The organism is Streptomyces iconiensis (assembly GCF_028657195.3).
Classification (GTDB): Bacteria; Actinomycetota; Actinomycetes; order Streptomycetales; family Streptomycetaceae; genus Streptomyces; species Streptomyces iconiensis.
The window spans coordinates 16,849-42,642 of record NZ_JANCPR020000038.1 but is presented as its reverse complement, the minus strand read 5'-3'; the positions used below and the strand labels follow the sequence as shown (position 1 = coordinate 42,642).

The 25,794-nt window shown below is 69.8% G+C and carries 28 protein-coding genes; 23 read left to right on the top strand and 5 right to left on the bottom strand.

Features of this window, described 5'->3' with window-relative positions:
* The first annotated feature begins 16 nt into the window (after positions 1–16).
* The 9 genes from NMN56_RS30910 to NMN56_RS30875 all read left to right on the top strand — a co-directional run bounded on the left by NMN56_RS30910 (position 17) and on the right by NMN56_RS30875 (position 10,138).
* Complete coding sequence (locus NMN56_RS30910) at positions 17–139, top strand: hypothetical protein (protein ID WP_274047017.1); 123 nt, start codon at positions 17–19, stop codon at positions 137–139.
* Between the two features lie 50 nt (positions 140–189).
* Positions 190–1,101: a hypothetical protein gene (locus NMN56_RS30905; protein WP_274047016.1), complete on the top strand. Its 912-nt coding sequence runs from the start codon at positions 190–192 to the stop codon at positions 1,099–1,101.
* A 35-nt stretch (positions 1,102–1,136) separates the two neighbouring features.
* Entirely contained in the window at positions 1,137–1,646 is a 510-nt protein-coding gene (locus NMN56_RS30900) for an NUDIX domain-containing protein (RefSeq protein ID WP_274047014.1), read from the top strand.
* Between the two features lie 493 nt (positions 1,647–2,139).
* On the top strand, positions 2,140–2,280 hold the full coding sequence (gene fxlA, locus NMN56_RS43405) for an FxLD family lanthipeptide (RefSeq protein WP_430542751.1): 141 nt from the start codon (positions 2,140–2,142) through the stop codon (positions 2,278–2,280).
* A gap of 103 nt (positions 2,281–2,383) precedes the next feature.
* On the top strand, positions 2,384–2,515 hold the full coding sequence (locus NMN56_RS30895; protein ID WP_274047010.1) for an FxLD family lanthipeptide: 132 nt from the start codon (positions 2,384–2,386) through the stop codon (positions 2,513–2,515).
* An 87-nt stretch (positions 2,516–2,602) separates the two neighbouring features.
* The gene (locus tag NMN56_RS30890; protein ID WP_280842924.1) at positions 2,603–5,695 is read left to right on the top strand and encodes a lantibiotic dehydratase; all 3,093 of its coding nucleotides are present in this window, start codon (positions 2,603–2,605) and stop codon (positions 5,693–5,695) included.
* A complete protein-coding gene (locus tag NMN56_RS30885; RefSeq protein ID WP_274047008.1) occupies positions 5,682–6,941 on the top strand; it encodes a lanthionine synthetase C family protein in 1,260 nt (419 codons plus the stop codon). The genes NMN56_RS30890 and NMN56_RS30885 overlap by 14 nt, the downstream gene beginning before the upstream one ends.
* 16 nt (positions 6,942–6,957) lie before the next feature.
* On the top strand, positions 6,958–9,048 hold the full coding sequence (gene fxlM, locus NMN56_RS30880; protein ID WP_274047007.1) for a methyltransferase, FxLD system: 2,091 nt from the start codon (positions 6,958–6,960) through the stop codon (positions 9,046–9,048).
* A 94-nt stretch (positions 9,049–9,142) separates the two neighbouring features.
* Entirely contained in the window at positions 9,143–10,138 is a 996-nt protein-coding gene (locus tag NMN56_RS30875; protein WP_274047006.1) for a hypothetical protein, read from the top strand.
* Between the two features lie 15 nt (positions 10,139–10,153).
* Here NMN56_RS30875 and NMN56_RS30870 read toward each other — a convergent pair whose 3' ends face one another.
* Positions 10,154–10,981: a helix-turn-helix domain-containing protein gene (locus NMN56_RS30870; RefSeq protein ID WP_274047004.1), complete on the bottom strand. Its 828-nt coding sequence runs from the start codon at positions 10,979–10,981 to the stop codon at positions 10,154–10,156.
* Between the two features lie 245 nt (positions 10,982–11,226).
* Between NMN56_RS30870 and NMN56_RS30865 the strand changes: the two genes are divergently transcribed.
* Both NMN56_RS30865 and NMN56_RS30860 read left to right on the top strand, forming a co-directional pair.
* Complete coding sequence (locus tag NMN56_RS30865) at positions 11,227–11,814, top strand: hypothetical protein (RefSeq protein WP_274047002.1); 588 nt, start codon at positions 11,227–11,229, stop codon at positions 11,812–11,814.
* A gap of 20 nt (positions 11,815–11,834) precedes the next feature.
* Positions 11,835–12,983, top strand: a complete 1,149-nt coding sequence (locus tag NMN56_RS30860) for an MAB_1171c family putative transporter (RefSeq protein ID WP_274047001.1) — start codon at positions 11,835–11,837, stop codon at positions 12,981–12,983.
* A gap of 4 nt (positions 12,984–12,987) precedes the next feature.
* Here NMN56_RS30860 and NMN56_RS30855 read toward each other — a convergent pair whose 3' ends face one another.
* A complete protein-coding gene (locus NMN56_RS30855) occupies positions 12,988–13,902 on the bottom strand; it encodes a helix-turn-helix domain-containing protein (protein ID WP_274047000.1) in 915 nt (304 codons plus the stop codon).
* 445 nt (positions 13,903–14,347) lie between these two features.
* Between NMN56_RS30855 and NMN56_RS30850 the strand changes: the two genes are divergently transcribed.
* The 10 genes from NMN56_RS30850 (at position 14,348) to NMN56_RS30805 (ending at position 22,969) form a co-directional block, all read left to right on the top strand.
* On the top strand, positions 14,348–14,707 hold the full coding sequence (locus NMN56_RS30850) for a hypothetical protein (RefSeq protein WP_274046999.1): 360 nt from the start codon (positions 14,348–14,350) through the stop codon (positions 14,705–14,707).
* A gap of 2 nt (positions 14,708–14,709) precedes the next feature.
* On the top strand, positions 14,710–15,666 hold the full coding sequence (locus NMN56_RS30845) for a hypothetical protein (protein WP_274046998.1): 957 nt from the start codon (positions 14,710–14,712) through the stop codon (positions 15,664–15,666).
* Entirely contained in the window at positions 15,666–16,373 is a 708-nt protein-coding gene (locus NMN56_RS30840) for an ATP-binding protein (RefSeq protein WP_274046997.1), read from the top strand. Before NMN56_RS30845 ends, NMN56_RS30840 begins: the two co-directional genes overlap by 1 nt.
* Positions 16,374–16,470: 97 nt before the next feature.
* The gene (locus tag NMN56_RS30835; protein ID WP_274046996.1) at positions 16,471–17,019 is read left to right on the top strand and encodes a WhiB family transcriptional regulator; all 549 of its coding nucleotides are present in this window, start codon (positions 16,471–16,473) and stop codon (positions 17,017–17,019) included.
* A complete protein-coding gene (locus NMN56_RS30830; protein WP_274046995.1) occupies positions 17,016–18,008 on the top strand; it encodes a DUF2637 domain-containing protein in 993 nt (330 codons plus the stop codon). The genes NMN56_RS30835 and NMN56_RS30830 overlap by 4 nt, the downstream gene beginning before the upstream one ends.
* Positions 18,009–18,140: 132 nt before the next feature.
* Complete coding sequence (locus tag NMN56_RS30825) at positions 18,141–18,365, top strand: hypothetical protein (RefSeq protein ID WP_274046994.1); 225 nt, start codon at positions 18,141–18,143, stop codon at positions 18,363–18,365.
* 218 nt (positions 18,366–18,583) lie between these two features.
* Positions 18,584–18,988 (top strand): plasmid mobilization protein, encoded by a 405-nt coding sequence (locus NMN56_RS30820; protein ID WP_280842923.1) that lies wholly within the window; start codon positions 18,584–18,586, stop codon positions 18,986–18,988.
* A 5-nt stretch (positions 18,989–18,993) separates the two neighbouring features.
* Positions 18,994–20,730, top strand: coding sequence for a relaxase/mobilization nuclease domain-containing protein (locus tag NMN56_RS30815; protein WP_274046992.1), 1,737 nt, complete (start codon positions 18,994–18,996; stop codon positions 20,728–20,730).
* 77 nt (positions 20,731–20,807) lie between these two features.
* A complete protein-coding gene (locus NMN56_RS30810) occupies positions 20,808–21,221 on the top strand; it encodes a hypothetical protein (protein ID WP_274046991.1) in 414 nt (137 codons plus the stop codon).
* Positions 21,222–21,502: 281 nt separating this feature from the next.
* Positions 21,503–22,969: an endonuclease/exonuclease/phosphatase family protein gene (locus NMN56_RS30805; RefSeq protein ID WP_274046990.1), complete on the top strand. Its 1,467-nt coding sequence runs from the start codon at positions 21,503–21,505 to the stop codon at positions 22,967–22,969.
* Between the two features lie 550 nt (positions 22,970–23,519).
* Here the strand turns inward: NMN56_RS30805 and NMN56_RS30800 are convergent.
* The 3 genes from NMN56_RS30800 to NMN56_RS30790 form a co-directional block, all read right to left on the bottom strand.
* Positions 23,520–23,720, bottom strand: a complete 201-nt coding sequence (locus NMN56_RS30800; protein WP_274046989.1) for a hypothetical protein — start codon at positions 23,718–23,720, stop codon at positions 23,520–23,522.
* A 90-nt stretch (positions 23,721–23,810) separates the two neighbouring features.
* Positions 23,811–24,032, bottom strand: coding sequence for a hypothetical protein (locus NMN56_RS30795; protein ID WP_274046988.1), 222 nt, complete (start codon positions 24,030–24,032; stop codon positions 23,811–23,813).
* A gap of 50 nt (positions 24,033–24,082) precedes the next feature.
* Positions 24,083–24,385: an SPDY domain-containing protein gene (locus NMN56_RS30790; RefSeq protein WP_274046987.1), complete on the bottom strand. Its 303-nt coding sequence runs from the start codon at positions 24,383–24,385 to the stop codon at positions 24,083–24,085.
* A 257-nt stretch (positions 24,386–24,642) separates the two neighbouring features.
* On the opposite strand from NMN56_RS30790, the gene NMN56_RS30785 reads away from it, so the two are divergent.
* Positions 24,643–25,224, top strand: a complete 582-nt coding sequence (locus NMN56_RS30785; RefSeq protein ID WP_274046986.1) for a hypothetical protein — start codon at positions 24,643–24,645, stop codon at positions 25,222–25,224.
* A 34-nt stretch (positions 25,225–25,258) separates the two neighbouring features.
* The gene (locus tag NMN56_RS30780) at positions 25,259–25,570 is read left to right on the top strand and encodes a hypothetical protein (RefSeq protein ID WP_274046985.1); all 312 of its coding nucleotides are present in this window, start codon (positions 25,259–25,261) and stop codon (positions 25,568–25,570) included.
* Positions 25,571–25,794: the final 224 nt, after the last annotated feature.

Below are 25,794 nucleotides of genomic sequence, written 5' to 3'. Positions count from 1 at the left end.
ACGAAGGAACAGCGCCGTGACCACCGTTCGCTTCAGCTCCACCCGCGACGGAGCAGGCCGCATCCGAACAATGCAGCGCGGCACGGTCGTCGCCATCCGCTGCCGCGACTGCCTAGGCACCGGCTACGAGAAGAGCTGAACCACCCCACCACGAGCCCCCAAGAACCCTTTCCCCAGGAGGAGCACCCGGTGCGCGTCATCAGGATCGGAACCAGCAACTTCCAAGAGAACGGCAAGGGCGAGGCGGCTGTGTGGACGCGCATGCACCTGCTGCGCAAACAGCTCGGACTGGCCGTCGTGGCCTGCCAGGAACTCCCCGGCTGCGCACCGGGCAACGACCTGTGGAAGCAGTCCCTGGACGTGCTCGGCATGGACGGCCGGCTCGGCCCCGGCCTCCACGCCACCGCCGTCTACTGGGACCCCGAGATCTTCGAACACCTCAGTACCTGGAACACCGCGTGGCCGGGCTGGCACCTGCACCCGACCGCCGTGCACCTGCGCGTGCGGGGCACCGCCGGCATCGACGTGATCGCCGCCTCCGCGCACCTGTCCTACAACTCCGTCAACCGGCGCCGGATCGAGACCGACGACCTCACCTGCCTCGCCGACCGCGTACGCACCCCCGAGGACCCCCGGCGCCGGAAGATCCCACTCCTCGCCCTGGGCATGGACCGCAACAGTTACTCTGACCCGCTGCTCGCCGCGCCCGGCGAATGCCCGGTGCCCCGGCCCGAGGACCTGCGCGGCGACCCGCAGCACCTGGCCCACCGCTCCTATCTGAACCCGTTCGGCGAGCGAGTGATGGACTGCGACACCGACCGGACCCTGACCACCGCCGGCCTGATCGACGCCTGCCGGCACCTGGCCCACACCCGGCGGGGCATGGAGCGGGCGGTCGCCGAGACCACCCACGCCAGTCTCAGCCAAGGCCCCGGCCGCCGCATCGACATCATCTACGCCAGCGAACTCGTCGGGCCCGCGCTCCTGGACGCCTACACCGTCAGCACGAAGGGGCTGAGCGACCACGACATCGTCGTCGTCGAACTCGACCTCGACGTCCTCATCGACCTCTACTGCGACTACTTCGCTCTGGTCGCCTGAACCAGAGCAGCCTGCCCACCAACCCCAGAGAGGTCATGGTGCCTTCGCCCGAGGAACTCAAGAACCCGTCGCCGGTCCGGCACGGATGTCTGGCACTGATCCTTAACCAGGCCAATGCCGTGCTGATGGTGCGCCCTACCGCCAAGGACGGCGGCTGCTACCAACTGCCGGGCGGGACCGCCTGGAAGAACGAGCCGCCGTGGGAAGCCGTACGCCGGGAGGTCCGGGAGGAGACGCGGCTGGACGTGCGGCCCCGTCGCCTGCTGGTCCTCGACTGGACAGCGGCCCAGCCAGACCAGGACATCGCGGCCGGCATCAACTTCGTCTTTTGGTGCGGACGCGTGCCGAACCACACGCCCATCACCCTGCCGAAGCCGCGCGGCCTTAAGAAGTCCGAACTCGACGACTACCGCTGGGTCCGCGTGATCGATCTGGATAGCTGCTGCGCGCCGTACCAAGTGCGCCGAGTCCGGGCCGCCCTCCAGGCCCGAGCCCGAGGCATCCTCATGGAACTGCATGAAGGTCATCCCACCCGGCCCCCGTGAGAACGGCCCCACCAACTCGGGTTCACGACGGTCGCGATCGGCGGCCCGAACTTCGGTTACGCCGTCGCCAGCAGCGCGGTGAGGACCTTCCCCGAACCTCGCGTGTCTCGTTCAGACCCTCATCCGCGCCTTCGAGCGCGCGTCACACCTCCGCTCCGATCCCACGAGCGGAGCCCATCATCAACCAACTGCGAAGGGTCACCCGAAATGACGACTCGGCACGTCCTGCTGTTCCTCGCCGCCGTTGGAGGTGCCCAGCTCGTGTTGTCCGAGAGGCAACACCGGCAGTACGCCGCCGTCGCTGACGAGGTACGCGCAGCGTAACCCCGAGACACAAAGCAAACGGCTGGTCGAGAAGCGCTCGGCAGACGGAGCGTACGGCTACCGCCCGCCGAGCAGAGTCCGGCCGCCCAGCGATACCCGACCAGCAACTACACGCTAATCAGGAGGACTTGCTGTGCTCTCTGCCGTAAGTAAGCACCCGTCGCAGCACATGTCGGCGGTCTCGACTGACCCCTTCGACTTGGACATCGTCATCATCCAGTCGAGTCAACCGCTCAGCGTGGTGGCCTCGACCGGAGCTGGTTGCGGTGCCACCTGCGGAGGCCACTCCTGCATCTCCAGCAGCGCCTGACTCACCAGCTTCCGGCATGGCCACAGGCCAGACCGGACGCCGTCGACCGGCGGCACTCGAATCACGGCCCTCGGGCCGTACACGTTCAAAAGGAGAAGTCCCCATGGAAAAAGAAGAGTTCGATCTCGACATCAGCGTTCTGGAGTCCGGAGATGGCTCCGCAGCCCTGATCAACCTGACCGACGACGGGTGCAAGCCGACCTGCGCGGGGTCCTGCGCCACCAACGTGGCCTGACCCTCTCGGCACCAACCGGTGCTGGCCCCGCAGCAGTACGCGCTGCGGGACCAGCACCATCCGACAGAGAACGAAAGGGCTCAGAACGTGAGGCGCGAGGTGCAGTACCAGTGCTCGGACACCGCGCTCGTGCGCGCGGCACGCTACGCGCGGTTAGAGCTGCCCCCGTTGCCGGATGTCTCCGGAGACTCCTCCGACCAGGTACGGCACTGGCACCGGTGGCTTCAGGAAGTCTGGGGGCGCGAGGAGATCTCCGAGGTTGTGGAGCAGGCCAGCCCCGGCTTCGCCCGCCACCTGGACGCGCTGTGCGCATCCACCGATCTCCGAGCCCGGCAAGTGCGTCGGACGTTGGTGTCGTTCGTCCGGTACCTCCAGCGGATCACCGGCCGGGCGACACCGAACGGGCTGTTCGCCGGCATCGCGCCGGTCGCCTTCGGGCAGAGTGGTGAGGTGCGCACGGGTCCGTGGCACCGTGCCGTAGCCAGCGCTGACGCCACGTGGCTCACCGAAGTGATCGAGCGCCTGGAGAGGTGCCCGGATCTGATGCGTCGGCTTCCCGTGGTGGCGAGCAACACGCCTTTCGTCCGGGGGGATCGCCTGATCGTTCCCTACCCTCCGCGCTCGCGGGGCCGTGGCCGCCCCACGGCGGAGGTGTCGCTTCGGTTCACCTCCGCGGTCCAGGCCGCGCTGGACTCCGCCCGCGCTCCGGTTCCCTACGAGCTGCTCGTGGACAAGGTGCAAGCGGCGTTCCCCCACGTCCCGGCGGGGCGTATCCGGGGCCTGATCACGAATCTCGTGCTGAACGGCGCACTCATCAATTCCCTGCACGCAGCGTCCGCCACCCTCGACCCCCTGGACCATCTCGTACGGCAGCTCGAAGCTGTCGACGCGGGAGAACTGCGCTCCGTGGCAGACATGGTGGACGATCTGCGGGCCGTCCGTGACGGTGTGCGCCAGCACAACCAGGCATTGGCCCCCGCCGATGGGCGCCGCCTTCGCCGCGCCCTGCACGAGAAGATGACGGCCGTCGCCGTGGCCGACCGGCCCCTGGCGGTTGACCTGCGATTGGACTGCTCGCTTGTCCTGCCCCGTGAGATTGCCCGCGAGGCGGAGAAGGCGGCCACGGCGTTGGCCCGCCTCACGCCAGCACCGTTCGGCACGCCGGGCTGGAAGGACTTCCACGTCCGGTTCTTCGAGAGGTACGGCATCGGCTCGCTGGTGCGGCTGCGCGACGTGACGGACCCTGATGTCGGGCTCGGGTTCCCCGCCGGCTATCTGGACAGCGACTCGGAGCCGCGCGAAGGAGTGACCATGCGGGATCAGCGTCTGCTCGCTCTCGCGCAGGCCGCCGCCCTCGACGGACGCGAGGAGATCCTTCTGGACGAGGAGCTGCTCACCGAGCTGCACGTCGGTGAGCAGGACGATATGCAGGTGCCGCCGCATCTGGAGCTGAACCTTCAGATCGAGGCCGCCACCGTAGACGACCTGTGTCGCGGGGACTTCACGCTCTGGTCCGTGCACCCCTCGCGGGGAATCGGCACCATCACCGGCCGTTTCCTCACGCTTCTGCCTCCCGAAGCCCGAGCTGCTGCCACCGCATCGGTGGCGCAGATCCCGGCCAACACGCCGGGAGCGGTGCCCGTCCAGCTCTCCTTCCCGCCACTGAATCGTGAGGACGCCACGGTCATCCGAGTACCGGAGCTGCTGCCGAGCGTGCTCAGCGTCGCTGAGCACCGCAGCTCGGACGAGCGAACCATCGATCTGGACGACCTCGTCGTCGGCTGCGATCGCCGCAGGCTGTACCTGGCCTCTCTCTCGCGGCAGCGCCTGGTCGAACCGCACGTCCTGCACGCGCTCGACCTGCGAGCACACACCCCGCCCCTTGTACGGTTCCTCGCGGAGATCAGCCGTGCCCAGTCCGCCGTGGTCACCGAGTTCGCGTGGGGCGTCGCCACGGCGCTGCCCTACCTGCCCCGCGTGCGCTACGGCCGCACTGTTCTCGCCCCAGCCCGCTGGCGCCTCGACGCCTCCGATCTCCCCGGCCTGCCTGCCTCATGGACCGAGTGGCACGCGGCCGTGAAGGAGTGGAGAGCCCGACGTCGAGTGCCCGAGACCTTAGCGCTTGCCGAGGGCGATCAGTTCCTGCCGCTACACCTGGAAACGAGTGCCCATCGCGCGATCCTGCGCTCCCACCTGTCCCGGTCCGAGACAGCCGTGCTCACCGAGACCTCCACCAACGGCAACTGGTTCGACGGGCGGGCCCACGAGATCGTCCTCCCGATGACGGCCGCTCGCCCAGCTCAGTGGCCGGCCGTTCCCCCAGTGACTGAAGACCGCGTGCTCTCCCGTGACCACGGGCACCTACCTGGTGCCCGCGGGTGGCTTCTCGCCCAGATCTACGGCCACCCGGAGCGACAGGCGGAGATCCTCTCCCGCCACCTTCCCGATCTGCTGGCCCGCTGGAAGACCCCGCCGCAGTGGTGGTTCATGCGCTACCGCGACCCACACCCACACCTGCGCCTCCGGATCGCCGTCCCCGACGACGCAGATGCGGGAGCGGCAGCAGCTCACGTCAGCGAGTGGGCAGCCGGACTTCGCCGGGCCGGACTCGTCAGCGACCTCAAGTTCGCCACCACCTACCCCGAGACCGGGAGGTGGGGAACCGGACCCTTGATGGGCCTGGCCGAGGACGTATTCGCCGCCGACTCCCGGACCCTCGCTGTGCAGCTCGCCCAGACCTGGCGACCAGGCCCGCAGGTGATGGCAGCAGCGAACTTCGTGTCCATTACGACGGCGTTCACCGGCAGCGTGCCCGGCGCGATGGAGTGGCTGACCCGGTACGGGCAGATCCGCGATCCGCGTCCCTGCGACCGGCAGGTTCTCAACGACACCATCCGGCTCGCGGACCCGGCCGACGATTGGGCAGCCCTGCGCTCACACATCGGCGGTGAGGCCATCGCCGCAGCATGGGCGGACCGTGACCAGGCCATCGCCCGTTACCGATCCCGGCTGAGCAATGCAGCCCTCGACCCGGACCTGGTCCTCGACTCGCTTCTGCACGCCCACCACATCCGTGCCGTCGGCATCGACAAAGCCGACGAGCGCATGTGCGTGCGCCTCGCCCGCGCTGCGGCGCGGGCCTGGCAGCACCGAGGAGGACATGACCATGGAACTGCGTGACACCGCTCGTGCGGCTGCTGGCGCCATCGCGGACCGACTCGCATCCCCGGACGATGCCCGGCGGCTCGACCTCGTTCAGGGCTGGTGGCCACAGTCCCTGGCTCACGGGGCGGCCGGAGTCGCGCTCCTGCACATCGAGCGCGCCCGCTCCGGTCACGGCCCCTGGCAGCGGGCACACGACTGGCTTGCGTGCGCCGCCGAGGGCGGAGCAGTCGGCGGTCCGGACGCCCACCTCTACTACGGGGCGCCCGCGCTCGCCTTCGCACTCCACGCCGCAGCCGACCGGCCGGGACGCTATGCCCGCGCACTGGACACCCTCGATACCCACGTCACCGAGCTGGTTCGGCAGCGTCTCCGTTTCGCGCACGCCCGCATCGACGACGGCGACTACCCGGAGCTGGCCGAGTACGACGCGATCCGCGGACTGAGCGGTCTGGGCGCACTCCTCCTGCGCCGCAGAGAGCACACCGAGCTGCTGCGCGAAGTCCTCACGTACCTGGTGCGCTTGACCGAACCGGTCAAGCACGACGGGGAACTGCTGCCCGGCTGGTGGACCCATCTCGCCCCCTCCGGCAAACCGTCCCTCGACTATCCCGAGGGGCACGCCAACAACGGCGTCGCGCACGGCATCGGCGGCCCCCTGGCACTCCTGGCCCTCACTGCGAGCACGGGCATCACCGTCCCTGGGCAGGTCAAGGCGATCACCCGCGTCCTCGCGTGGCTGGACCGATGGCAGCAGGCTGGGCCCACCGGCCCCTGGTGGCCGTACTGGGTCACCCGAAAGCAGCTTCGCAGCGGAGCCCCCGGCCCAGGACCCTCTCGGCCCTCGTGGTGCTACGGCACCGCCGGATTCGCACGCGCCCAGCAGCTCGCCGCCCTCGCCACCGGAGACGCCGACCGGCAACGGGCCGCCGAAGCGGCATTGCTCCGGTCCGTGAGCGATCCGGGGCAGCGGGACGCCACGGTCGACCTCTCCTTGTGCCACGGCTTCGCGGGACTGGCGCACATCACGCGCATTGTTGCCGCCGACGCCCTCACACCGGGATTCACCGACAGCCTGCCGATCCTTCTCGCTCCGATCACGGGCACCCCGCCCGAAGGTCTCGTCAACACCCCGTGCGAGCCCGTCGGCGGCGGAGACATCGGTCTCCTCGAAGGCGCGGCCGGCACCGCCCTCGCCCTCCACACCTTCGCCACCGACAGCCCGCCCCTCTCCGGTTGGGACAGCGCCTTCCTGATCACCTGACTGAAGAGAGGACCACATGGCACCCGAGGAGTGGCCGCAGCGCGTGCTGACGTTCGCGGCATGGGAACGCGCCGAACCCATCGTCATAGAGCACCTTCTCCCCCTGCTTGTTGCTGAGGGCGACCGGTTGGGGCCCTGGGCGTTCCTCCGCAAGTTCCCGACCTGGCGGCTGCGGTACCGCCCTATGGACCCGGCCGCCGCAGCCCGTCTGCACGGCGCGCTGGAGGACCTGGTCGCAGGCGGCCCGCTCACTGCATGTGTGCCGGGCATCTACGAGCCGGAGGTGACCGCCTTCGGCGGCCCGGCCGCCATGGCCGAAGCCCACCTCCATCACCACGAGGACAGCCGCCAGGTCCTGGGCCACGTCGTCCGGCAGCGCACCGACAGCCCCGACGCCCTCGGCCGGCGGGAGCTGGCCGTCGTCACCATCAGCACCGCGCTCCGCGCGGCCGGGCTCGACTGGTACGAGCAGGGCGACGTCTGGGCCAAGATCGCTGACGAGCGCGACGGCGGCACCCGTCCATCAGCCCGCACGCGAGCGGCCATCCACCGGCTGATGACCGTGGACGCCAGTTCCTCCAGCACTCTCGTCCGCGATGGCCGCCTCGCGAGTGTGAGCCCCTGGATCGCGGCCTTCGACCAACTCGGCCGCCGCCTGGCCGACCTCGACCGGAACGGGCAGTTGGAGCGCGGGCTTCGCTCCGTCCTCGCCCATCACGCCCTCTTCCACTTCAACCGCCTGGGCCTTCCACGGGCGGACCAGCACACCCTGTCAACACTCGCGAAAGAGGTAGTCATGGGAACGAGCGACAACGACGAGTCCACCCCTTCCGCCACCGCACTGGCCACTACGGTCAGCAGCGTGACCAGCGACACGATCGAAGCCCGCGATGCCGACCGCCTGCGTGCCCAGCTCGTCGACCAGTTGACGGCCGACGGCTGTATCCGCACCTCCCGCGTGGAGGAAGCGATGCGGACGGTCCCGCGCCACGTCTTCGTCCCCAAGGCGACTCTGGAGAAGGCGTACGGCAACGCCCCCGTCAACATCAAGCACGACGAGACCGGCGCCTCCATCAGCTGCGCCTCGCAGCCCGACATCGTCGCCACAATGCTCGAACAGCTCGACGTCGAGCCCGGCCACAAAGTGCTGGAACTCGGAGCCGGGACCGGCTTCAACGCCGGACTGCTAGGCCACCTCGTCGGGGAGAAGGGCCACGTCACCACGGTCGACGTGGACGACGACCTCGTGGAGGGCGCCCGAACCGGGCTCGAAGCGGCGGGAATCGACAACGTCGAGGTGATCCTCGGCGACGGCGCGCTCGGCTATGCCCCCAACGCGCCGTACGACCGTATCGAGGCCACCGTCGGTGCCCACGGCGTTCCCCACGCCTGGCTCGATCAGCTCGCACCCGGAGGGCGCCTCCTGACCCCGCTGCGTCTGCGCGGCAGTGTCTCCCGGTCGATCCTCTTCGAGCAGGACGACCACGGTCGTTGGCGCAGCATCGGTTCCGAGATGAACACGTTCATGCCGCTGAGGGCCGGCATCGCGGACGACCCACGTCGCTTCGTGAACCTCGCCGACGACGGTTCCGTGACCCTGGTGACCAATGGCGACCAGGCCGTGGACGCCGATGCGCTCACTGGCGTGCTCTCCCGGACTCGCTCCGAAGCGTGGACCGGCGTGAACTTCCGCGGGCCGGAGTCGGCGGAGTGGCTGGAGCTGTGGCTGACCTGCACGATGCCAGGTGGCCTGAGCCGGATGCCTGCGCAGAAGGAAGCTATCGAGCGAGGTGTGGTCACCGCCCCGTACGCCAGCTCCACCGCGGCCTTCGACGGCGGCACCCTCACCTACCTCACCCGCCGCAAAGCCACAAAGAAGGCCCCGGACGACGCCACCCTCTACGAGTTCGGCGTGATCGGACACGGCCCTGAAGCGCTGGAACTCGCGGACCGGGTCGCCGAGCAGATCCGGATCTGGGACCGCGAATACCGTGGTCGCGAGGTGCAGTTCGAGATCCAAGACCTCGGCACCGCGCAGCCTGCGCCCCGGCCTGGCCGCTTCGCCTTCGACAACCCCCTCAACCGCATGATCATCGAGTGGCAGTGAGATGGACATCGGTCGGATAGCCCAGCGGTTCCCGCTGGTCGCACGTCCGCGTCCCGCCTGCCCGTCGCTCGCGGAGCGGGTCCGGGAAGTCAGCATGCTGGCTGAGGCCGCCGATCACGACGGCGGCCTCAGCTCCGCAGCCACGGCCCTGAACCGGGCAGCCCTCATCGCGAGCGACTGCGGGCTGCCCGACCTGGCGCGCGAACTGTGCTGGCGCCACGCGGACACGTACCCGTCTGCCCAGCCCTTCAGCGGACAACAGGCACGCTTGGCTCTCGAACCGCTCGTCAATCTCGCCCGCCTCCGCATTCGAGATGGCGACGGTGAGGGGGCTTACCAGGTACTCGCCTCCCTGTACGAAGGCGTCAGAGCCCAGGCTGAGACGGACATCGATGGCCGCTCGCTCTCGTTGGCGCGCCTGACCTCCACACCTGACGATCGTCGAACTGTGTGCCAATGGCTGTGGAGCGTGCTCCTCGGCGAAGGGACCCGCGCGCTGGTCGCGGCCCAGCAGTGGGACCGTGCGAGGGCGCACGTCGCCCAGCACAGAGGCGTCGGCCGTCGCCTGCTCGACGGACGCCAGGTAGAAATCGTGAGCCAGTGTCTCCACGGAGGCGCCGCGACGGCACGGCACGTATTGGCGGAAAGCACACTCTCCGAAGTCTGGGAGAGCCCCGTCGCTTCGTGTCTGGACTTGTTGTGCCGCACCGCCGGGGGCGAGCCAGTTCAGCAGGCCACCGTGAAGGTCACGGCAGATTACCTAGGACTCGAAGGCGCACCTGAACTCGCCGTATTCCGGACTCGCCTCGGCTTGACCGTGCTCGGTCTCTCGTCCACCGGGGGTGCCGAGGTCGCCCGCCGACTGGTGCATGACGCGATGCTCTCCCTGGACGGATACGTAGCCCGGGACATCCTCGCGAGCGCAGCTTGCTCAGCGGAGATGACCCGGCAACAACGACGCCGCCTGGTCGAAGCGGTTGCTTCGGCCGGGCTCGACCAGGACAGTGTCCCGCCCCACCTGGAGGAGATCCTCCTCAAGGCGGTGGAGATCAGCGCCGCAGCGGCGGCGAGGGAACTGGCGGCGCGGTAAGCAAATCCGACCGCATCAATACTTCTGCTCTCGTCGCTTGCCCTCGGGCTGTGTCTGCTCCTGGAGAATGATCAGGCGGGAGGAAGGTGCATCCAGTGGTGCGAACGCCAAAGCCTGCACTGCGGTGGTCCCCTCCCGGACGGGCAGTCGTAGGCGTCGAACGCGTTGGTCGGGACGAGCTTGCGCTGCGTTGTTCGCCCACAGACGGCTGGCTTCAGGGCTGCTCCGGAGGATGTCGTCTCGGAGCCGTTGGAGTTCCGCGCAGTCGGGGTGCAGCGCGAGCGCGTAGCGGATCTCGGCGAGGGCGGGGAGTGCCCAGTCGGTGGGCCAGTCGATGAGCTGTTGGCGGGCCTCTGCGGTGAGGAAGAGCCAGCGCATCGGGTTGCCGCCGAGGCTCGGGAACCAGTGGGCGTGTGAGGAGTTGGCGGCGACGATGTCCCACCACAGGTTCGAGATATAGGCGGGGTAGGGGAGGGCCTCCAGGACCGGCTGGACGAGGGGGGAAACCGGTTCGTCGCCGACCGGGGTGGCGAGCGGCGGGGGGTGACCCAGCGCGAGCTGGAAGAGGACGGTGCGTTCGGTGTCGCTCAAGTCCAGCACGGCGGCCAGGTCCTGGAGGAGGTCCATGCCGAAATCGCGAGGGGCGCCCCGTTCCAGTTCGCGGTACCACGTCACGCTGACCCGGGTCAGACGTGCGACGTCCCGCTGGGTGAGGCCCGGCCCGCGTCGGCGGAGAAGAGCGGCCGGGGCCGCTTGAGGCCGAGTGGCGCGCTTTCGCCACGCGCGCAGCAAGGTGCCCAGTTCGTTCCGGAGCGCTCGTGCTTGATGGTCTTGCTCACACATACGGCCCCCTCCGAGGGATTCACAGACGCCCTTGGTGATCCTTTATGCCGCTTTTGGCCCTTCGTCGCTGGAGATCATTATCCGCATTATTCCTGGCCGGGGATATTGAGCGGAGTTATGCATTCCGTTTGGGTGACGGCGCTCCGAGGGGCCGACGGAGGGGTTGGTGCCACGGAGAGTGGCGCTTGAGGTTGTGCAGGATGGGCGGAGCACGAAGCGTCCGTCCGGACGCTGTGGTGAAGGCTTTGCGGCGTGAACACGAGGACGAGAACATGTGGCCCTTCCCCGATCTTCTCCGGCGTCCACGGACCGTGGAACCTGGCGAGCGCGAGCTGCGCAGGCGCATCCGGCTCCGTTTCCGGAGGTTGGAGGTGCAGCCTCCGCTGAGCGTGCCGGACCTGTGCGAGGCGGTCGCGCAGGAGCGGGGCCGCGAGATCGAGCTGCGCCCGCTGGCGGTACCGGCCTGCGGGCCCCAGGGTCTCTGGCTCGATCTCCCCGCCGCGGACGTCATCGTCTTCCAGGAGCGCACCAGCCGGGTGCACCAGGACCACATCGTCCTCCACGAGCTGAGCCATATCGTCGCCGGGCACCGGGGATGCGCCGGGGTGGAAGGGCTCAGGCGCGCGTTCCCCGCGTTGAGCGACGCGGCGATCCGGCGGGTGCTGCAGCGGCACTCCTACTCCGGGGCCGAAGAGCGCGAGGCGGAGATGATCGCCACGATCATCGGGGAGTGGGCCTCCGTGCTCGACGAGATCGTCCCGCCCGGCCGCTGCGGCGACCGGGCCGGAGCGCGGGTGCGGGGCATTCTAGGAGACCACAGGGGCTGGCAGTGAGACTCGCCTTCACTCTCGTCTTGAGTCTTGCCGCCGGCTGGCGTGTGGTCCAGGCGGCGCGTCATCCACGGGATGTGCCGCTGCGCGCGGTCGCGGTGTGCATGGTGTGCATCTGGGGCATCTACGCCACCGCCGTGCCCGGGGACGCGGGGACGCTCGCGGCGCTGGCCGGGGATTCCGCCCCCGACCACCGGGTGGCCAAGGTCGTGCAGCACGTTCTGGTGGCGACCTGCGGCTATGCCCTTCTGTGCTTCTACCTCTACGCCGCTCCCACCTCCCGGGCCCGTCGCAGAGCCGTCCGGGAGGGGTTGGCGCTGTGCTTGGTCGTGGCCGCGCTCGCGGGGTTCGCGGCGTGGGCGCCGAGCGGTTCACTCACCCACGGCTACAGCGACACGGACATGGGCATCCCCCCGGTGCTCGGCTTCTATGGCGTGACCGCCGTGTACCTCGGCTACCTCATGGGGGCCACGTGCTGGTGGACCACCAGGCACGCGGGCATATCGAGGCAGCCGCACGCCGCCGGCATGTGGGTAGCGGCCTGGGGCCTGGGGGCGAGCGCCGTGGCGTGCGCCGCACACGTGGCGGCCATGGTGGCGCACGCGCTGGGAGGCACGACGGTGTTCTGGGTGCCGTGCGCCCAACTCCTCCTCGTCGCCGCGGTCGTCACCTTCGTCGCCGGGTTCAGCTACCCGGCCGTACGCCTGCGCGCGGCCGGACTGTCGCTGTGGTTTCGCCGTGTGCGTACCTACCGGCGGCTGGAGCCGCTGTGGCTCCTGCTGACCAGCACCTATCCGGATCTCGTCTTCGCTCCGCAACCGCGCGTCCGCAGCAGGGGCAGTGTCCATCGCCGTCTTCATCGCCGGATGATCGAGTGCCGTGACGGACTCGTCCGCGTCAGCCCTCACCTGGGGCTGGCGCCGTCCTCCTCGGTGCTGCTCGATCTGCCTCCGGACATCCTGGCCGAACGCCTGCGCACCGCGTGCGCCTCACCTCCTGTGAGAGGCACTACGGATTGCCCTCCGCTGAATTTCGCCGCATGGGGCGGACAGGGCCGGGAGGGCGATCTTCGGCAACTCCTGGAGCTGTCGGACGCTTTGCGGAGCCGGAGCCCGCGTCAGGACCAGCCTCAACCAGCACCGGGGTCATGCGTTCCGGTGCGGCGCGACTGAGCGCTCACTCTCCGGCGGACTCCCCGGTTTCCGGCTCGGTCCCGGAGTGCCGGGGCTGGGCGTTTCCCGGGGCGACGGCCGAGAACTCCTGGGCGATCCGGTTGATCTGGGCGATCAGGGCCGGAGGGAGCCCTTCGTCGCCGAGGCCGCGCGCGGCGAGCGCGCCGAGCGAGCCGTGTTGCAGCGCGCTCAGAGCCTGGAGCCCCTCCACGACTTGCCGGACCACGTCCTCGTTGGAGGCGAAGAACAGTTTGCTGACTCCGAAGAAGTCCGCCAGTCCCTCGATGACCACAGGACTGGCGCTGGTCGCTTGACCAGCGCGCAGCGCCGCGATCTCCTCGGCGTCGGTGACCTCGCTTCCCTCGGTCGTATTGACGCCGGTGGCGATCTCCTCATCGCCGGGCGCCTGCCCGACCGGGAAGGAGTGCTGGAGGAGGTAGTTGATCTTCTCCCCGATCGAGACGGGGATCGCGGTGGTGCCATCGGCGTCCGGCACGGCGTTGCCGAAGCTGCGTTCCTGCGCGGCCAGAAGGGCGTCCACGGTGACGCCGTACGCCTCGGCCAGCAACGGGACATACCGGTCTTTGAGGCGCCGCACGCCGCGTTCCGCTCCGCGGACCGGTCCCGCGCTCTTGGTCCCGATGATCTCGCTCGTCTCGTACTGGTACAAACCCGCGTCGCAGCGGAGGTCGGCGAGGTCCGGTAGTCCAGCGCGGGGGAAGAGGTCGTCCAGCCCCCGATCCAGGGCGCGCGCCAGCGCGGGGAGCTTCTCGGGCTCCGGTTCGGTCGGACTGTCGGCTTCCCAGCCCGCGACCGAGGACGTGCCCACACCTACGGTGGCCGCGACGTCGCCCTGGGACCGCTCCGCGGATCTGCGTACCGCGCGCACGAGGGCTCTGTCGAAGTGCCGGGCTGGCATCGGACTCCGTCCCCTTCTACACCAAACTGAAAGATTGTCGACTCGTTGACTTTGTTCCGTGGTCGGAATACTTTCAGCCTAGCAAAACGCGGTGCATGCGTCCGTCATCACGGCGGCAGCCGCCTGTGTGCTCAAACCGCCCGCGTCCCGAAGGTGATGTCGGGTTGGTGTCGGTCAGCGCCAACGCCCTCTACCCGCTGGATCGTTGGCCGACCTGCGCATATGTTGCTGGTCCCTCGGCGAGAGCCGCCAGGGAAAACACCCGGGAGGAGGGGACGGGGAGACCGAGTGCACCGCGGGGATACGCGACCGGCGCCCGGAAGTAGCAGCTTCCGAGCGCCGGGACCGCCACCCCCGAAGGGGCACGGATTCATAACCGGGGCGGACGGCTGACCTTTTCGACGAGAGCGGCCGACCTCCCCGCCTACAAGCGAGGAATTGTCGCATGCCCGACCACACCTCGGGAAGCACGGCCGTCGCCGTGACCACCGAGAACACCCAAGTTCACGCTGGGGATCGCCAGCAACGGCTCGCCGAGTTGCTCGCCGACATGGTGCCCGGCGCCCGCACCATCCGCGTCTCGCAGCTCGGGCCGGACCGGAGCTGGCCGAGCCCTCACGCCCGCGCCTTCGACGAGCGGGGCCGCCCGCTCGGACTCAACCGGGCGCAGCGCCTGACCGTCGCCCGGTGGGTGATGCGTGCCAGCCCGGAGCTGGACTGGGCCGAGCCGCACGACTTCGACCTCGTCTCTGGCGCCCTGCTGCCCGCCGCTGAGGGGCACGCCGTCGCGAACGGAGGCTGCTGACCATGGCCCGCATTCGCACCATCAAGCCGGAAGCGTTCGCCTCCGAGTCGCTCGCCGAGGTGTCCCTCGCCGCCGAGCGCACGTTCTTCGGGCTGCTCACCCAGGCCGACGACCACGGCCGATTCCGTGACCAGCCCGCTGTTCTCTCGGGGCTGCTGTGGTCCCTGCGCCCGGAGCATGGACCGGTCGGTGTCGAGGACGACCTGACCCAGCTCGCGGGGGCCGGGTTGATCTGCCGCTACGAGGTCGACGGCAAGAGGTACCTGCACATCGTCACCTTCCAGCGGCATCAGAGGATCAACCGGCCCAGCGGCATCCGCCACCCGGACTGCCCGGTCCACGACGCCGAGCGGCCTTCCACCGACGATGCGGCGCAGACTCCGGGAGCCCTCGCTGAGCCCTCATCGAAGGCTCACGGAGGACTCACGGAGGGCTCAGTGAGCCCTCACGGAGCAGTGCGTGAGGGCTCACTGAACGGCGAAACCGCAGGTCAACTCGCATTCGGTGAGGGCTCAGTGAGTCCTCACGGAGGGGGCGGTGAGCCTTCAGTGAGTCCTCATGGTCCGGATCTAGGACCTAGGAACGTGGATCTAGGATCTTCCCCTTCGGGGGGCGCTGCCGCGCCCGCACCGGAGTCCGTCTCCACCCAGCAGCTCATCGGCGAGTACGCCGCTTCCTGCGCCCACCGGCCGCCGAACGGGGTGCTCGGGCACCTCGGGCGCGAGGTCGCCAAGCTGCTGAAGGAGGGCATCGACCCGGAGCACATCCGTGCCGGGCTGGCTCGCCACAGGGCGAAGGCGCTGCATCCGAGCACGCTTCCGAGCTTGGTGAACGAGGCGATGAATGCCACCGGCTCGACGGGTGGCTTGGTGCGGCCGGAATCCGCGAATACCGTGCGCGGGCACCGGGCCTGGGCCAACCCGGCCGACCCTGCCGCCGCCTACGCCGAGGAGCTGTGATGCGCGACGTTGACGCCCAGCCCGTCGGCGGCATCGCCCGCCGCCTGACCGGCATCCTGAAGTCCCGGGGCATCGACCCCGACGCCCCGGTTGCCGACGATGCCGAGCCCAGCCCGGCGCTGGAGGCGGCCCAGGCCCGTATCCCGGCCCGCTACCAGGACGCGGTCGCCGACCACCCCGCCGTCGACGCCTGGGTGAGCGAGGTCGCCGCCGCCGGGCGCCGGGGCCCGGACGGTTCCCCGGGGATCGCCCAGGGCCGCTCGCTGCTGATCGTCGGCACCACCGGCACGGGCAAGACCCATCAGGCGTACGGTGCGGTGCGCAGCCTGTTGTCCGCCGGGGTGCGGCTGCGGTGGAAGGCGATCACCGCCGCCGACTTGTACGCCGAACTGCGGCCCCGGCAGGGCTGCGACGGCGAGCGGGAGCTTCAGGATCTGGCCCGCTGCCCGCTGCTGATCATCGACGACCTCGGTGCCGCGAAGGCCAGCGAGTGGACCGAGGAGATCACGATGCGGCTGATCGACCGCCGCTACACGCAGATGCTCCCGACCCTGGTGACCACCAACCTCGGCATGAGCGACCTGCGCGCGCACATCGGGGATCGCGTCGCCTCCCGGCTGACCGAGATGACCGACAAGGTCATCCTCGACGGCCCGGACCGCAGAAGGGCCCTGGCCGCCGAGCGCCGCCGCCTCACCGCCGTCTGACCCTCTCCGCGCGACCAACGGTCCGCCTCCCTTCACGCACCAACCCTCGGGCCGCGCCTGCCCGAACGCGCCCCGGGGGCCGATCGGAGACACCCCCATGCACCACACCCACACCGAGCCGCGCACCCTCGGCGACCACACCTGGCACAACCAGGCCGCCTGCCTGCCCACCACCACCAACCCGGTCGACCCGGAGATCTTCTTCCCGGAGCCGGAGGAGATGGACCGTATCCACGCAGCCAAGGCGCTGTGCGCGCAGTGCCCGGTCCGCCGCACCTGCCTGGACGCCGCCTTGGAGGCGGGGGATCGCGAGGGCATCCGGGGCGGGATGACCGAGGAGGAACGCGAGCCGCTGCACAGCAAGCTCCCCCTGCGCCTCGACTACGCCCGCGTCAACGCCACCCTGGCAGGGCACGACATACACCTGACCTACGCCGAGCGCCGGGAAGTCGGCCGCTCTGCCTACCAGGCAGGCGTCCCTGCTGTTCGCCTCGCCCGACTGCTGAAGATCACCGAGGAGCACGCGAAGAAGCGCTACCGGGAGTTGCGCCGTGAGGTCCGCAACCGCGCGGTCAACGGCCCCAGCAGCGACCAGGCCCCGCCCACTGCTCAGGCCGCCCGCGACAACCTCGGGACGGCCGCGTGACCCACACCGACGCGATACCGGTGCGCATCACCGGCTGGGACCGCGCCGCCATCGTCACCCTCGGCGCCGCCGGGTGCGCCCTGTCCTACGACGCGCTGCAGCAGATGGCCGTGGCCATCCACATCCGGGGACTGCTTACTTACCTCTTTCCCTTCGTCATCGACGGGTTCATCGGCTACGGGGTGCGTGCGGTGCTGGTGATGCGCAGCGCCTCTCTCGGCGCCCGCGTATATGTGTGGGCCCTGTTCGGTATCGCGACTGCCGCGAGTATCTGGGCCAACGCCCTGCACGCTGTCCGCCTCAACGATCGGGCCCCGAGCGGCGGCGGTCTCCAGCTCGGGGACGTCGCGGTCGGCGTGCTGTCCACGCTCGCCCCGCTGGCCCTGGCCGGAGCCGTCCACCTGTACATCCTCATCGCCCGCCGAGCCGCCCAGCCCGGACACTCGGACGCGGCCGGTGCGGACACCTCGGCCGTGCGCACCGAGCGGGTCACCGCTGCCCTTACGGACAGCGGGTCCGGCCGGGGCGCGACGGAGAGCCCGGACACTGTCCGGCCGGTCACCGGTCAGCAGCCCTCCGCACTGTCCGCTGGGGCCTCCGGCCGTCCGGCGGACACCCGCCCGGAGGGCCGGAGCGGGCAGCCGGTCACCGGCTCCGAAGACGCACCGGAGCATCATGGGCGCGACGCTGATCTCGACGGAGAGCCGGACACCAGATCCGGTCACCCCTCCCCGCACGGGACGCCCACTCCGGACCTGTCGGCGGGCAACGGCGATGCGGAGACGGGCTCCCCGTCCGCTCCCGATGAGGTCGAGGACCTGCTGCCGATCGCCCGCCGCGCGGTGTCCGAGGGCGGGAAGCTGACCCGCCAGGTGGTCGCCGACGCCATCCGGGGACAGGGCCTCCCGCTGTCCAACGACCGGCTGACCGAGCTGATGCAGCAGCTCCGTACCGAAGCGGGCGACCGAACCCTCCGCTCCACCGGCTGACCGCCACGAACCCACCCGGCGGACACCCCGCCCGGTCATCCCGGTCACTCCGGACACCGACAGCGGGGTGGCCCCCCCACCCGGTCACCCCACGACCCCTCCATCCCAACCGCCTTCACCCGGGAGATCCCAGTGCGTACCACTCCGCCGACCACCGAGGAGATCGACGTGTGGCTCGCAGTGCTGCGCGTCCACGGCCACCTGCACCACGCCGAACCCGGCTCCGAGGGGACCTGGACCGTGCGGCGGACACCCGCCAGCACCCCGCACACGCTGCACCATCCCGTCCTTGCCCTCGACTACATCGCCGACGTCCTGCGCGACGTCCGCGTCGAAGCCGGAGACGTTGCCCGATGAGGCACCCGGACACCTCGGCCACCTCGTCCGAGGGGAGCGCGTACGGCAAGCCGGCACGAGGCCGAGCAAGCTATACCTTGCGAAACTCCCTCGACGGCGCCGCCGTCGAGGGAGTTTCGCAAGGGCATGCCTCCGCCCCCGGAGGGGCGGAGGAGGTCCGGCACCAGGGGGCGCCGGACCAGGCTGCGACCGGGGGCGGATCGCAGCCGACGGGGGAGATGTCGCCGAGTGACGCCGTCGAGACGCGTATGCGCCCGCGTCTTCGCCAGTCCCTGCAGCGCGACCGCGTGCGCAGCGTCCGCCTGACCGCCGATGAACTCATCGACGTCCAGCGCGCCGCCGAAGCGATGGGCTTGCGGGTCGCCGGGTTTCTCGCCGACGCCGCGGTCGCCGTGGCTCGCGCCCAGGACGGTCCGCACACATGGCTGATGGACCAGCGCACTCTCGTCGAGGAGCTGATGCGCGCTTCCGCCCAGCTCGCCCGCGTCGGCAACAACCTCAACCAAGTCGCCCGCGCGCTCAACAGCGGTGGCGCGGCCCCGTACGCCGAAGACGCCCTCGCCCGCGTACGGCAGGCAGCCGCCCGCGTCGAGGCCGCCGCCGCCGAGATCGCGAAGCGCTGACCGCCGTGGTGCCCGACATCTCCCTCGGCGGCCGGACCTACGGCCTGCTCGCCTACCTCTACGGGCCCGGCCGCCGCGACGAACACCTCGACCCGCACCTGGTCGCCTCCTGGCAACCGGAGCTGGCCCCCGATCCGGGCCGCGATCCGGCCGCGACGCTCAAGCAGTTGCAGGAGCGCCTCGACCTACCAGTGGAGGCCGTGCCGGAACACCGCCGACCGAAACAGCACGTGTGGCACTGCCCGGTCCGTACCGATCCCGGCGACCGGCACCTGTCGGATGCCGAGTGGGCCGAGGTCGCCCGCCGAGTCGTGGCCGCCACCGGCATCGCCGAAGAGGGTGACGAACGAGCGTGCCGCTGGATCGCCGTACGCCACGCCGAGGATCACATCCACATCGTTGCCACCCTCAAGCGCGCGGACGGACGTTCCCCGCGTCGGCACGACGACTACAACCGCGCTCAGGCCGAATGCCGCCAGATCGAGAAGGACTTCGGCCTGCGCCGGCTCAACCCCGGTGACCGCACTGCCGCGAAGCGGCCCACCAGCGCCGAGCGTGCCAAGGCCGAACGCGCGGGCCGTACCGTCACCGCCCGCGAACTCCTGCGTGACCATGTCCGCCAGGCCATGGCAGGCGCTGCTGACGAAGCCGAGTTCTTCGACCGGCTGACCGAGGCGGGAGTACGCCTCGACCGACGGCTCGCACCCTCCGGCGACGTCCTCGGGTACAGGGTCGCCCTTCCCGGCGACCGCAACCGCGCGGGCCAGCCGGTCTGGTTCCCCGGCTCCCGCCTTGGCCACGACCTTTCCCTCCCCAAGATCCGAAGGCGCCTCGGCAGCCCGGAAGACGCTGACGTCCCGCCCGCCGACGACCGCCCCCGCCAGTGTGAGGGACCTGCGCGAGCCCGCCGCGACGTCACCGGCATCGTGGAGCGCACCACCACGGCTTACGCCGACGACGGCGACGAAGCCGAGGCTGCCGCGCAGCTCTCCGGCCTCGGCGAAGTCCTCGACGCCGTAGCCCAGACCTCTCCGGCCTCCACCCGGCAGCAGGTGACCGCAGCAGCCCGTGCCTTCGAACGCGCCACCCGCTTCCACACTCGCGCCGAACGCGCTGACGACCGAGCCGTTCGCTTCGCCGCGCGCGGCATCATCCAGGCCGGCAACGCCCTGGGGCGAGGCGAGGACGGCGGCGCGACCGCCATGCTCTTGTCCACCCTGGTCCTTGCCACCATCGCCGCCGCCCGCTGGCACACCGCCCGCCGGCACCACCAGCAAGCAGCCGCAGCCCGGCAGGCCGCCGACCAGCTCCGCGCCGCCTACCGCACGGCCGCGACCTCGCCCCTGCGCGCGATGCGTGCGCAGGGGCGCCGCTTGCCCGAGCGCGTACGGACCCGTCATACCGGCACGGTCGAAGCCGCTCTTCCCGGCCGCACCGGCAGCCTTCGCCGCGAGGACGGCTGGGACGCGCTGGTCGCCACCCTCGACCAGGCCGAGAATGCCGGGCACAACCCCGAAGCCCTGCTCCAGCAGGCCGTCGCATGGCGCGAGCTGAACACCGCAGACAGCGTCACCGACGTCCTGGTCTGGCGCCTGCGGCGCATCGGGCGGCTCCCCGCGGACCCGTCACAGCCCCGCGCCGACACCCGCACCACGGAACAACAGCCCCAGCCAGCACGAACCCACACCGCCACCCCGACGACACAGAACCCCGCCGCACCCGAGCACCGACGAAGGCGCTGAAGGCGCGGCACAAAGGGCTGGACGAGTCCGATCCCGCCTGTTAGGGCTGGTCAGAGGAACACAAGGAGCCGATGCGCATGACCACCGAAGAACTCCACCACTCCAGAACCACCCTCCCGGAGACGACGCCCGGCGACGACCCGCTGCTGCGACTGCAAGAAGCGAACGAACCGGACGACTCCATCGGGACATACACCACCACCCACCCGGGCCCGATCACCATCACCGGCATCACCGTCATGTGCGCGAAGTGCGGCGCCCGCCGCGACTGGCTGGTCATCTGCGACCGCCGCAACCAGATCTTCCTGCGCTGCCGCTGTACCCATGAGTGGCACGAGCCCGAGCTGACCCGGGTCGACTTCGAGGCCATGGCAGGCGAAGGCGGCCAGAAGTACCCAAGCCTCGACGCAGTCATCCGGGACACGGGCTACGACGGCACGCTGGCGGGCACCTACCTCCCGGACGACTGGGATGCAGGAATGCGGGGCTGACGTGTTGACAGCGCGGCCCGTGGGGCCGAGCGCATGAGCGTCGTCCTCAGATGCGGCGGCTGGATTCGATGACAAGGATTTCCACGGACGGGTTCGGTGGCAGCGGCCACGGACTCACCGCGAAATGACTCCCTCAAGAAGGGGCGTACCGGCCGAAGAAGTTAATACTGTGAGGGAAACCTAGTGCTAACAACCTCTCCGTCGGCTCACTAGTGTTGTCCGGCAACTGGCTGCCCCCGCCATGGAGTCAGCCGCAGTAGGAGAGGAGTGTGCCGAAACCTATGCGATTACCCAGACTTCAGCCACGTGCCGCACTGACGAGACTGGCCCGGTTGTTGCCTGTCGGTGTCCTGCTGGCCGTGTCGCTGACCGTGGTGGACCTCCCCGGCGCTTCGACGCCGGCTCATGCCGCCGCGACGGACCGTACGGTCGGCTCCTGGAACATGGAAGGCCAGTTCCAGGGCGGCGATGGCCGGCCGGAATCGCGCTGGCATACCAGCGTCCAGCCCCGGCTCAATGACGGCGTCGAGGTCGTGGCTCTTCAGGAAGCGGGCAACGAGCCGCCCGGACGGTGGACCGACCGGGTCTTCCCGCAGCCGGGCGTCGCCGAGCACGTCTGGCAGATGGGCACCGAGACGCGACCGGATGTAGTGAACATCTACTGGGGCAGCACCGGTCAGCAGCGCAACGGCCTCGCCATCGTCACCCGGGAGACGGCGGTAGACGCCGTGGTCCTTCCCGTCCACTCCGACAACGACAACGACGACTCCCGGCCCATCATGGGCGTGCAGATCGGCAATGACTGGTACTTCACCGGCCACGCCAGGTCCCACGGAGGCCGGGCGAACGACAACGCGCTCATGTACCAGGCGGCCGAAGAGTTCATGGAGCGCCAGCACCCGGGCCAGGACTGGCTGATGCTCGCCGACTTCAACAACGGGCCCGCCAGCCTCCCGCAGCCCCTCCAGGACCGCGTCATCGCCGCCGACGAGCCCACTCAGGAGGGCGGGGGCGAGCTGGACTTCTTCATGTCGGGGCAGCGGACCAACGGGACCCTCAGTGTCGAGCGCCGGGGCATCAGCTCCGACCACTTCCTGCTCACGATCGCGCAGCAGAACTGCCGCAGAGACGGCGCTGACTGCGATGCCGTCCCGCTACCGGGCCGCAGCTACCACTACTTCTCGGCGCATGAGCAGGACAAGCTCATCACTCTCGGCTGGCCGTCCCTGTACGAGTTCGACGAGAAGAAGGACAAGGAGGACGGCACGGACTACCGGGTGAACGTGCGCTACAGCGATGTGCCCGGCAGGTACTTGTTGTCGTTCGGGAAAACCGGATACACGTGGTGCATCGATCGCGACAGCGACAACTACCACACGTCAGCCGCGGGGTGTGACCCGTCCAAGGAGAGCCAGCACTGGGAGCTGACCGGCGACCGGATCCATTCCCCGAACCTCGGCGCGGAACTCCAGCCGGGCGGCGCCCGCGGCGACGACCTCGTCGTGAACGCCAAGCCCTACTACTGGCTACCGAAGGAGGTGGACACGCTCCAGCGTGCGGGCGTGGGCGAGCGCGGCATGCCGGCGCCCCCCGGGGACGGCGGCGACGGCCCGACGACCCCCCGCAGCGGCGACGCTCCTCCGGCCCCGGGAAGCGGCGACTCCCGGACGACCCCCGACACCACGGACACGGGCGACGCCCTCGGGGACGCCGCCGACGCCATCGGAACCGCCCTCGGGGCAGGCTGACCACCGGTTAGATCAAGCACGAGCCCAGCCCACCGGTGCCCTCCGCCTCACGACGAGGCGGAGGGCGCTGAGGTGTGGGGGCGGATGTGGCCGGCGGGCGCACCCGCAGGGGCGGCCCTGGAGCAGGGTGCTTTATCCGAGGAGTCGATTCGCCAGGCGTAGCGCGTTTACGGCCAGTGACAAGGCGCCATGCAATCCGAGGACCTCGTGGAGCGTGGGGCGGACGATAGCGGTCCAGTCCCCTCGAAGACCTGGCCGGCCAGCGAGGACGACCTCTGTGCCGGCCGGCCCGAGGTGGGCGACCCCATCCATCCCGCCGTCGAGGTCTGGGCGCAGGCCCCAGGCGAGGAGTATGCGCCGTCGGGAATGCGGTCGACTTCATTGCCGAGCCAGGCCGCCGAGATCGGAGTATCCGGGCAGCAGGGGGCTCTCTGAACGATCGCGCCACGAGACCATGCGGGCATGGGGGCCTGTGCGCGGTCGGTCAGGGAAAACCAGCCCGCGGTATCCAGGGCTGGTCTCTGCTCTCGCCGGGGCTCGGTGGGTCGGATCACGGGTGCCCCTGGGCGTTGAAGTCGGATTGCCAGGAGCGTTGTTCGCGGCGGCGGGCGATACGGCGCCCGCGCTTCTTCGCCAGGGCGCGGGAGCGCGTGCCGTATTCGTCCGGGAAGAAGTAGCAGGTGCAGCTCCGGTTTGCTCGTATAGATGGTTGGGCGTGTCCGGGAACGGTCTTGCCGTCCATGTCGCTCACGAGGTGCCTCCGTCGGTTGGCGGGTTGGGGAGTGGAGGAACACGGCCCGCTACACGGCATGGCAGGCCGTGTCGCGGGCTGAGGGCGGTCTTAGGACCAGGACAGTTCGGTGCGTACAGCGGGCGGGAGGTAGCCCTCTTGGCCGTTCTCGGCGATGTAGACGACGGTGGCGGGCCCGTCGGTCACGGTGAGGACCTGGTCGATGCGGTGGGCGAAGGGCCAGTCGGGGTTGATGGCGAGGAAGACCGGTTGGTCGTGGTCGAGGGTGTGCAACTGGTGGATCAGTTGTCCGACCGTGAGCGTGCGGGACATGAGACCTCCGTGGTGCGGGTTGTAACAGCGGGCTGGCCGTGCCGTGGGTGTCAGATGCAGTCGCAGTACCGGCCGGGGTAGGCGATGAGCGCGGCGAGGAATCCGGCGACGGCGTGGGCGGGGATGTCGTGGTCGAAGGAGGTGCTCCAGGCGCGGCGGCCGTCGGGTCCGTGGACGCTGATGTGCCACAGCTCGCCGAAGGCGGCCTCGGAGCTTTCGGGCAGGAACCCGACGAAGACACGGCGGTCCGGGCTGGCGCAGTAGACGTTGGCCTTGGGGTCGTCGACCGTGGTCCAGCCGCAGTTGTCCAGCAGCCGCAGACGGGCTCCGCGCAGTGGCATTCGAGCAGCCACTCGCGGTTGGTGGAGTCGGGGCGAGCTGGTGTAAGAGTGTTGGACGTCACGAGGAACCCCTTCGTTGACCTGCGGGTTTTCGAGCCGTCCGTACGTTGACTTGGAATGGGAGCGTCATTCCAGTCCGTGGGCCGGGTTGGTGTCTGCCGGAGGCGAACTCGGCCCGGGGGGAGCGGGGTCAACTTCTCGTGGGGGAACGAATCGGTCGCCCCGCGGGCTGCTTGCGGGGCGACCGATGACGAAGAGGGAGGGAAGGCGTGTGGACGCGGAGGAGCGGTTACCGGTTCGAGGAGAGCATCGATGATGCCGAGGCGGGCTCCGTGGGGCGGGCTCGTGCGGCAGGCGGAGGGCGTATCGAGCTGACGGCCGAGGAACTGGCCCGAGTCCTCGACCGGCCCCTGCCCCATGGTTGCCGACAGATCAAGTGCGCAACCGCCTTCCTGCACCGGCTCGGCAAGCGGAACATCAACCTCGCAACCTGCGGCCAGCTCGACATCGACGCGTGGTGGGCCGAGAACACCGAACATGCCCGCACCTGCTTGCGAGCCTTCCTCAACTGGGCCATGCAGACCCGCCACTGCCCAAGCTTCCTCTCCATCCCGGCCATGAAGGTCTCCCGGTGGGCCGCACTAAGCGACGACGAGCGCCTCGACGCCCTCGGCCGACTGCTGACCGACACGGTCACACCGACGCGGCTCCGAATCGCCGGAATCATCGTGCTCCTCTACACGCAGCCCGTGAGCCGCATCGTCCACCCTCGACGACGTCATCCGCGACGGCGACACCGTGCTGCTACGGCTCGGGGAGTCACCCTCACTGATCCCCACGCCGGTCGCTGACCTGCTGCTGAAACACATCGCACACCGCGACAACATGAACACTGCGGCCAACCCGGCGTCCCGCTGGCTCTTCCCCGGCCGCGGGGCCGGTCAGCCCGCCCGCCCCGATCACCTGTCCGCGCTGCTGAACGAGATCGGAGTCCCGGCCGCAGCTGCCCGCGGCGCCGCCATCCGCCAGCAGCTCCTTGACATGCCCGCCCCCGTGGTCGCGGACGCTCTCGGCTACCACCACAAGACCACCACCCGGCTCCGCAACGAGACCGGCGGCACATGGAGCCGATACGGCCCAGGGGCTTGCGGAAGGTCACCAGCGGGCTGGGCTCCTCGGGGAACCGGCGACAGTTGATGACGAGATCCCACCAGTATCAAACCTCGCCTGCCCACCCACGGACTGGCGGCATCCATCTCCCCGGCCGCTGCCAGACGACGGAAGGCGTTGATGTGGGACAAGCCCGCACCGTTGAGGTGCGGATCAAGCGGGTGGCCGGCCACGGGCCAAGTGGCGCCTCGTCAGCGTCCAGACGGATCGACGGGGCCGGAGCAGGCAGCGGCCGGTAGGCATTTTCTCCT